Raw genomic sequence first — 6,098 nt, 5'->3', positions numbered from 1 at the left:
GTCCAGAGCGTAGCCTCGGTTGTACCAGGCTTCGTCATCGTCGGGATTGACCTCGAGAGCGCGATCGTAACTGGCAATGGCGTCTTCGTAGCGACCGAGTTCGTCCAGAGCGTAGCCTCGGTTGTACCAGGCTTCGTCATCGTCGGGATTGACCTCGAGAGCGCGATCGTAACTGGCAATGGCGTCTTCGTAGCGACCGAGTTTCCTGAGAGCGAGGCCTCGGTTGTTCCAGGCTTCGTCTTTATCGGGTTTGACCTCGAGAGCGCGATCGTAACTGGCGATGGCTTCTTCGGTGCGACCGAGTTCGTCCAGAACGATGCCTCGGCAGTACCAGGCATCGTCTTTGTCGGGTTTGAGTTTTAGGTATTCATCTAATGCCGCGATCGCATTTTCATATTTTCCATCTACACATTGAAAGCCTGCCAACTCCAAGAGAAGATTACACTTGCGATCGGTCTCCGAACATTCTGCCAACCAGGTTTGAACTGCAATGAGTTTTTCTCGCCGTTGTTCGGACGTCATTTCGAGAAATTCTTCATAGTCCTTTTCTCTCCAAACGCGCAAAGATTCTTGTTCGATAACTTTCGGGTCTGTCGGAATTTCAAAGACACCCGATCCCCAGTCGTAGAAGTCAGGAGCGCGACGAACGAAGTATTTCAAAGCAAAGCGAGGTACGATAAATACAAAACAAATGGGAAGATCGTCTCGAAATCGCTCTCGCTGCTGGTTGAGGTGACTGAGAATTCTCGGGGCAGTATCGAGGGTGTAGTAATCCCCTTCTCCTCCATGTCCTGGCTTAATATAATCAACTAATGAATTCTCAATTCCAGTTATAAATAGAACATCTATATCACGTTTTTTTGGGAAGTTTGAGATAATTTTATTGTATAAATTTTCAACTGGTTGTTTTAAATCCAGTATTTTGACTTTTTTTTGTCGTAGATCTTCTTTTAATTTCTCGATAAGCTTCTGTCCCTCAGCAGGAGTACATTGAACGAACTTAATTCCAAATCCTTGGGTACGCCTTATCGAACGCAGTAACGCTCGATAAATATCATCAGGTATTGCATCTCGATCTATCCGATCTCGAGCTTCTGTTATGAAAAATTGCCTATCTTTGAGATCGCGGTTCATACTGCTTTAATCTGGACTAGCTAAAATCTTCTTAAATTTATCAATTTGTTCGATGGTTGGATGAACATCGTACCAGTCTTTTAATTCACCATCTTCACCCATTTCTCGATACTCCAAAACACAGCGGTTGAGTAAAAACAGATGATGAAGATCGTCTTTTTTGATTTGCTTGGTTTGATGAACTCGAGCGAGTGCTTCCCACCAATCCGCTTGAATCGTATCGATGTAAGTCTTTCTCATTTCAGAGATCGCACTGTGAACCGCCTGTTGAGAAATTGGTAACGTATCTGTCCAATCGATCGCTTTCTGTACCATTTGCATTAAAATTCGCAAATGTCCGCCACTCATATAACACAGTCGATCGAGGACTTCCGCACTCTCAAAAATTTCGGTATCCATCACTTCCGCTAACTGAGGATCGACTTTCCTCACACGCCGCTTCACGAGTTCTCGAAATTTCTCCATTCCCGCTTCGTTTCTCGATCCGTCTTCGTTGCGTACCATCACCATCGGTAAAACGTCTCGATCGTAGAGATTGCCGATTTGTGTCGCGCGATCGGAACAAAGAAAAGAAATCGGTACTGTATAAATCACGTGACAGTTAATTCCCGACATTTGTTCGCTGCGATCGAGATAAATTTGGTCGTGATTGCTACGCCCTTTCTCGTCTCGAACTTCTACAATGCGATCGAGGTTATCGGCAACGACCACAATGCCTTTTTTTCCTTCCCCTTTCAGCTTCGTCTGCGCCATCTCGATAAACTCGTTCAGCGCCTGCACGAGCGAAACTGTGTGTTTGTTCATTTCGCTTCGCACTTGACCGCGAATTTGGGGAACGGCACGAACGTTCGCGTTAATTTGTCCGAACGCCCCCAGTTTTTGTTGCAGTGTGAGTTTGTCGAACTCAATATCGCTCAAGGCAAACTCTTTAAATTCTCCCCATCGATCGTTCAACCAGCGCACCACTGGGTTTTGTCCGTCGATGACAATTTCTTGCACGAGATGCCGCGTACAAGACAGAAGAATATCGGCGTATTCGGTATCTTGTGGCTCGATGTCCTGTTCGTCGGCGGCGAAGTAAACAACGTGATATTTCTTTCCTTCTAACTCTTCCTTGAGACGCAGTAACTCCGTAGTTTTCCCAACCCCGCGATGTCCCGAAAAAAGCTGACAAGTAGCCATTTTCGATCGCGTAATGCGTCGCCCCAATTCCCGCGAAACGTTCCAGCGACCGCGCACTGACTCGAAATCGACGTAAGTATCCTTATCGGGCGGACGAAACGGCTCGAACGCACTGTAAACTTCAGTCAGGATATATTCGTCGTCGTATTGAAACATCGTCGTCCCGCTCCACTCTACTTCGATTTTACGCGAACAAAAGACTGACTCCAGCCACAGCCGCGATCGCCCCTAAAACTGCTCGAATGCCAATCTTTTCTCCCGTCCAGGCGGCGATCGGTAGGACGAACAGGGGACTCGTGGCACTCAAGGTCTGAGAAATGCCCGCCGGGGCAAATTTTAACGAGGTTTGTTGCAACCAGATCGCTAAATACGTCCCGATAAAGGCAGCGACGATTAAAATTCCCCAAATTCGCCCCGATCGCACGGGTTTCCACTCGACACGCCGCTCTGCGGGCAGCCACAACATCCACAGAGGTAACACGACTACCCCCGCGACTAACCGTACTAACGCCGCACTGAGGGGACTCGTCGTCGTTTCGGCTAAGGCGGCTCGGGAGAGAATCGCACCTCCGGCGTGGGACAAGGCCGCGATCGCTCCCCAGACGACCCCCTCGGAGATGTTTTGGGCTTCTGTGGGAGTTTCTCCGACGCGATCGCCCACGACCCATGTGACGCCAAATAAAATTAAACCTATACCACATATATTTAATATTGTCAATAGTTCGCCGAGAAAGATCGCTGCAAGCAAGGCGGTTAGGGATGGGGCAAGGGTTTGCACGAGCAGGGTGCGCCGAGGTCCCAAACGATTTAATGTTTGGAAAAAGGCAGTATCGCCCCAGCTAATCCCGATAATTCCACTGAGGGCTAAGAATAAAAGTGAAAACGTGGGAATTTCGGGAACCAGCATCCCTCGCAGCCCTAACGTCATCAAAATCATCGCAATGGCGAGCGTTCCTTTAATGACAGTCAGTTGGAACGGGGAAATTCGCTGTCCGAGGCGACTGTACAGGACGGACGAGATCGTCCAAAATGCCGCCGCTAGAAGGGCTGCTAGTTCGCCTCGGAAGGTCGTAAGGAAGTTCGACACGATCGCTCTCGGTAACCTTACATCACGTAATGTAACGAAACTGGAGCTGCTAGGGTTTGCGGAATTCGATGTTCCCGTCGGGGGCGATGATGTAATGCGTCTCTTGACGGGGGAAGGGGAACGGCGGCGGCGAAATCCGTCCGGGGTTGCGATATCCACCGCCCCCTCCGCCGTAACCGTTTCCGTAACCGTAGCCGTTTCCGCCGTAACCCCGTCCGATGCGTTGGTTGGGGTGGGCTTGGGGGGAATCGGCGTGTTTGAGTCCCTCGAAGGCGTCGTCTAAGTCGGATTTCGTCACGCCGTCGCCGAGAGACTGGCTGAGGGGAAGGTTCTCCAGTGGGGACGGGGTTTCGGGTTCGGCGGTGGCGGAGAGGGGAACCAAGGGAATGGTGAGGGAGGCGAGAACGGCGGCGACGCGGGCGAAGGGTACGGCGGGACGCGGACGCAGGAGAAATTGACCGTCTACAACGTCGAGTTTGAGGGTGTCGCTGAGGTGGCGGCGTTCGAGGGCGTTTTCGACGGCTTTTTTCGATCGCGCGATTTGCAGGGTTTGATGTCGCCGGGAGGTGTTCTCTCGGTGGAGGCGGTAGAAGTAGAGGGGTTGGGGAAGGTGGTAGATTTCGGTGATTTCGGAGAGGCGCAAGCAGAGGTCGTAGTCTTCGGCGTACTCGAAGGCGGGGTCGATGCCTCCGGCGCGATCGAAGGTGTCTCGACGCAGTAGCCGAAAATGGAAGGTGACGAAATCTGTCAGGAGGCGATCGCGGGAGTAGGGAATGCGGCAGCGATCGCCTTTTTGCAGGACGTTTCCGCGTTCGTCGATGTCGAGATAGTCGGTGTACACCATTCCGATGTGGGGGTGGGTCTCGAGGACGGCGGCGGTTTGTTCGAGGGCGGTGGCGGCGAGGAGATCGTCGCGATCGACCCAAGCTAGGTATTGTCCGCGAGTTGCTTCGATCGCGGCTTTCAGGGCTTTTCCGCGTCCTTGGTGTGAGGCGGCGACGACGCGAATTCGGCTATCGGTGACGGCGAATTCTCGGGCGACGGCTACGGAGTCGTCGGTGGAACCGTCGTCCCAAATGAGTAACTCGAAGTCTTTGTAGGTTTGGGCTAAAACGCTTTCGATCGCTGGTTTGAGATAGTGGGATTGGTTATAGCTATTGATGACAATTGAGATGTTGGGTGTCATGGTTTTGATGAGATGGGTTGGGTGGAATTTTAATGAATATTATTGGGCGTATGGTAACACAAGTCTTTGGGAAGGATTGAGGCAGAAAATCACCACAGAGACACGGAGAACACGGAGGGATTTGAGGGTGTTTGTTTAATTTTTGTTAAAAATACTTGACGTGTTTTGGTTTTGATATTAATTCGAGCGTGCGATCGATGTAGTGGGAGGAATTCGGCGCGATCGCCCCTCGAAAATTGACGGTTTTGAGAAATTTGGCGTGAGTTTGGTCGTGTCCAGTTTTTGTCACGATGGGAAGCTCGAATTCGATGGCTTTTTGAATTCCTAATATTGGAGAGTTTGGGAAGTTGTCAAGGTAGATGTTGGCTTGGGAGTAGAGAGAATTTAATGTATCCACGTTTATGGAATTGAGAAGGAGGACGCGGGAGCGATCGAGTTGGTGATGTTGCAAGGTTTCGGAGATGCGATCGCGCGGGTTTATTTGTAAAACGTTACGGTGTTCGAGGTTGCAGAGGGCTAATACGAGGAGAGTGTCGGGTGTGCGATCGAGAATGGTTGCCCAAATTTCTCGCCATTCAGCCGTCAATCCATCTGGGTAAACGTAGGATAGTAAAATTTGGGTTTCGTCTGAAAGTCCTAATCTCGATTTTAAGTCGAAATCGGGGTTGACCTTCTCGCGAGTTGCAGGTACACTATAGGTATACTGGGAAAGATGCTGCTCTATAAACTCTTTTGTAGCATTCGTTACCAAATCTGGAGAACGCCGCCACATCTCCAACTCTGGAATTTCTTCTAAGACCTCTTGATATCTCGCCAAGTGATGAACCGACAGCAACGTTAAAGGTGTGGTTGTCGCGGTAATCTCACCACAGACGAACAGCATATCTAAATCGTCGTCGCGAAGGGTTCGAACTTGTCCTCGCAAATTTAGTGGAAGGGAAATCCAGGGAATCGAATCCTCTTCAGAACCCGAATCGAAACTGTAAACGCGAATTTCGAGAAGTTGAGTCGTCGGAAGTCTTTTGAAAACGTTCCAGCTTTCCTCGGCGTTATCGACAAATCCTAAATTTTCCTCGGTTGTCGAAACTTCTAATTCAGACAACTCTTCTCTACAAACACGAGAATCGCGTTGACTCTCGACAAACCCCGGATTTTCCAAGGTTTCCGATTCAGACAACTCTCCTCGAGAGACATCAGATTGAGGTGGATTCTCTAAAAACCCCGGATTTTCCAAGGTTTCCGATTCAAACGACTCTTCTCGAGAGACATCTTGTTTGAATTGACTCTCGACAAACCCCAGATTTTCCAAAACTCCCGATTCAGACGACTCTCCTCGAGAGACATCAGGTTGAATTGGATTCTCTAAAAACCTCGGATTTTCCAAGTTTGTCGAAACTCCCGACTGAGACAACTCTCCTTTCGAGACATCTTGTTTGAATTGACTCTCGAAAAGCTGGGGATTTTCCGAAACTCCCGATTCAGACGATTCTCCTCGAGAGACATCAGGTT

At 49.7% G+C, this 6,098-nt stretch carries 5 protein-coding genes; all 5 read right to left on the bottom strand.

The features are described from left to right. On the bottom strand, positions 1–660 hold a 660-nt coding region (locus POG22_RS10105), incomplete at its 3' end, for a tetratricopeptide repeat protein (protein ID WP_498905090.1). Positions 661–1,140: 480 nt separating this feature from the next. Continuing rightward, complete coding sequence (locus POG22_RS10100; protein WP_498905088.1) at positions 1,141–2,472, bottom strand: ATP-binding protein; 1,332 nt, start codon at positions 2,470–2,472, stop codon at positions 1,141–1,143. Positions 2,473–2,500: 28 nt separating this feature from the next. Next, complete coding sequence (locus tag POG22_RS10095; protein WP_498905087.1) at positions 2,501–3,403, bottom strand: DMT family transporter; 903 nt, start codon at positions 3,401–3,403, stop codon at positions 2,501–2,503. 49 nt (positions 3,404–3,452) lie between these two features. Continuing rightward, positions 3,453–4,589 carry a glycosyltransferase gene (locus tag POG22_RS10090; RefSeq protein ID WP_498905086.1) on the bottom strand — a complete coding sequence of 379 codons (1,137 nt, stop codon included), beginning with the start codon at positions 4,587–4,589 and terminating at the stop codon, positions 3,453–3,455. A 145-nt stretch (positions 4,590–4,734) separates the two neighbouring features. After that, positions 4,735–6,098 (bottom strand): hypothetical protein (locus POG22_RS10085; protein WP_498905084.1); only part of this gene is annotated, 1,364 nt, incomplete at its 5' end.

Source organism: Geitlerinema sp. CS-897, from assembly GCF_028368005.1.
GTDB classification, from domain to species: Bacteria; Cyanobacteriota; Cyanobacteriia; order Cyanobacteriales; family Geitlerinemataceae; genus Baaleninema; species Baaleninema simplex.
The sequence above is the reverse complement of the archived record's forward strand: the minus strand, read 5'-3'. Positions and strand labels throughout refer to the sequence as shown.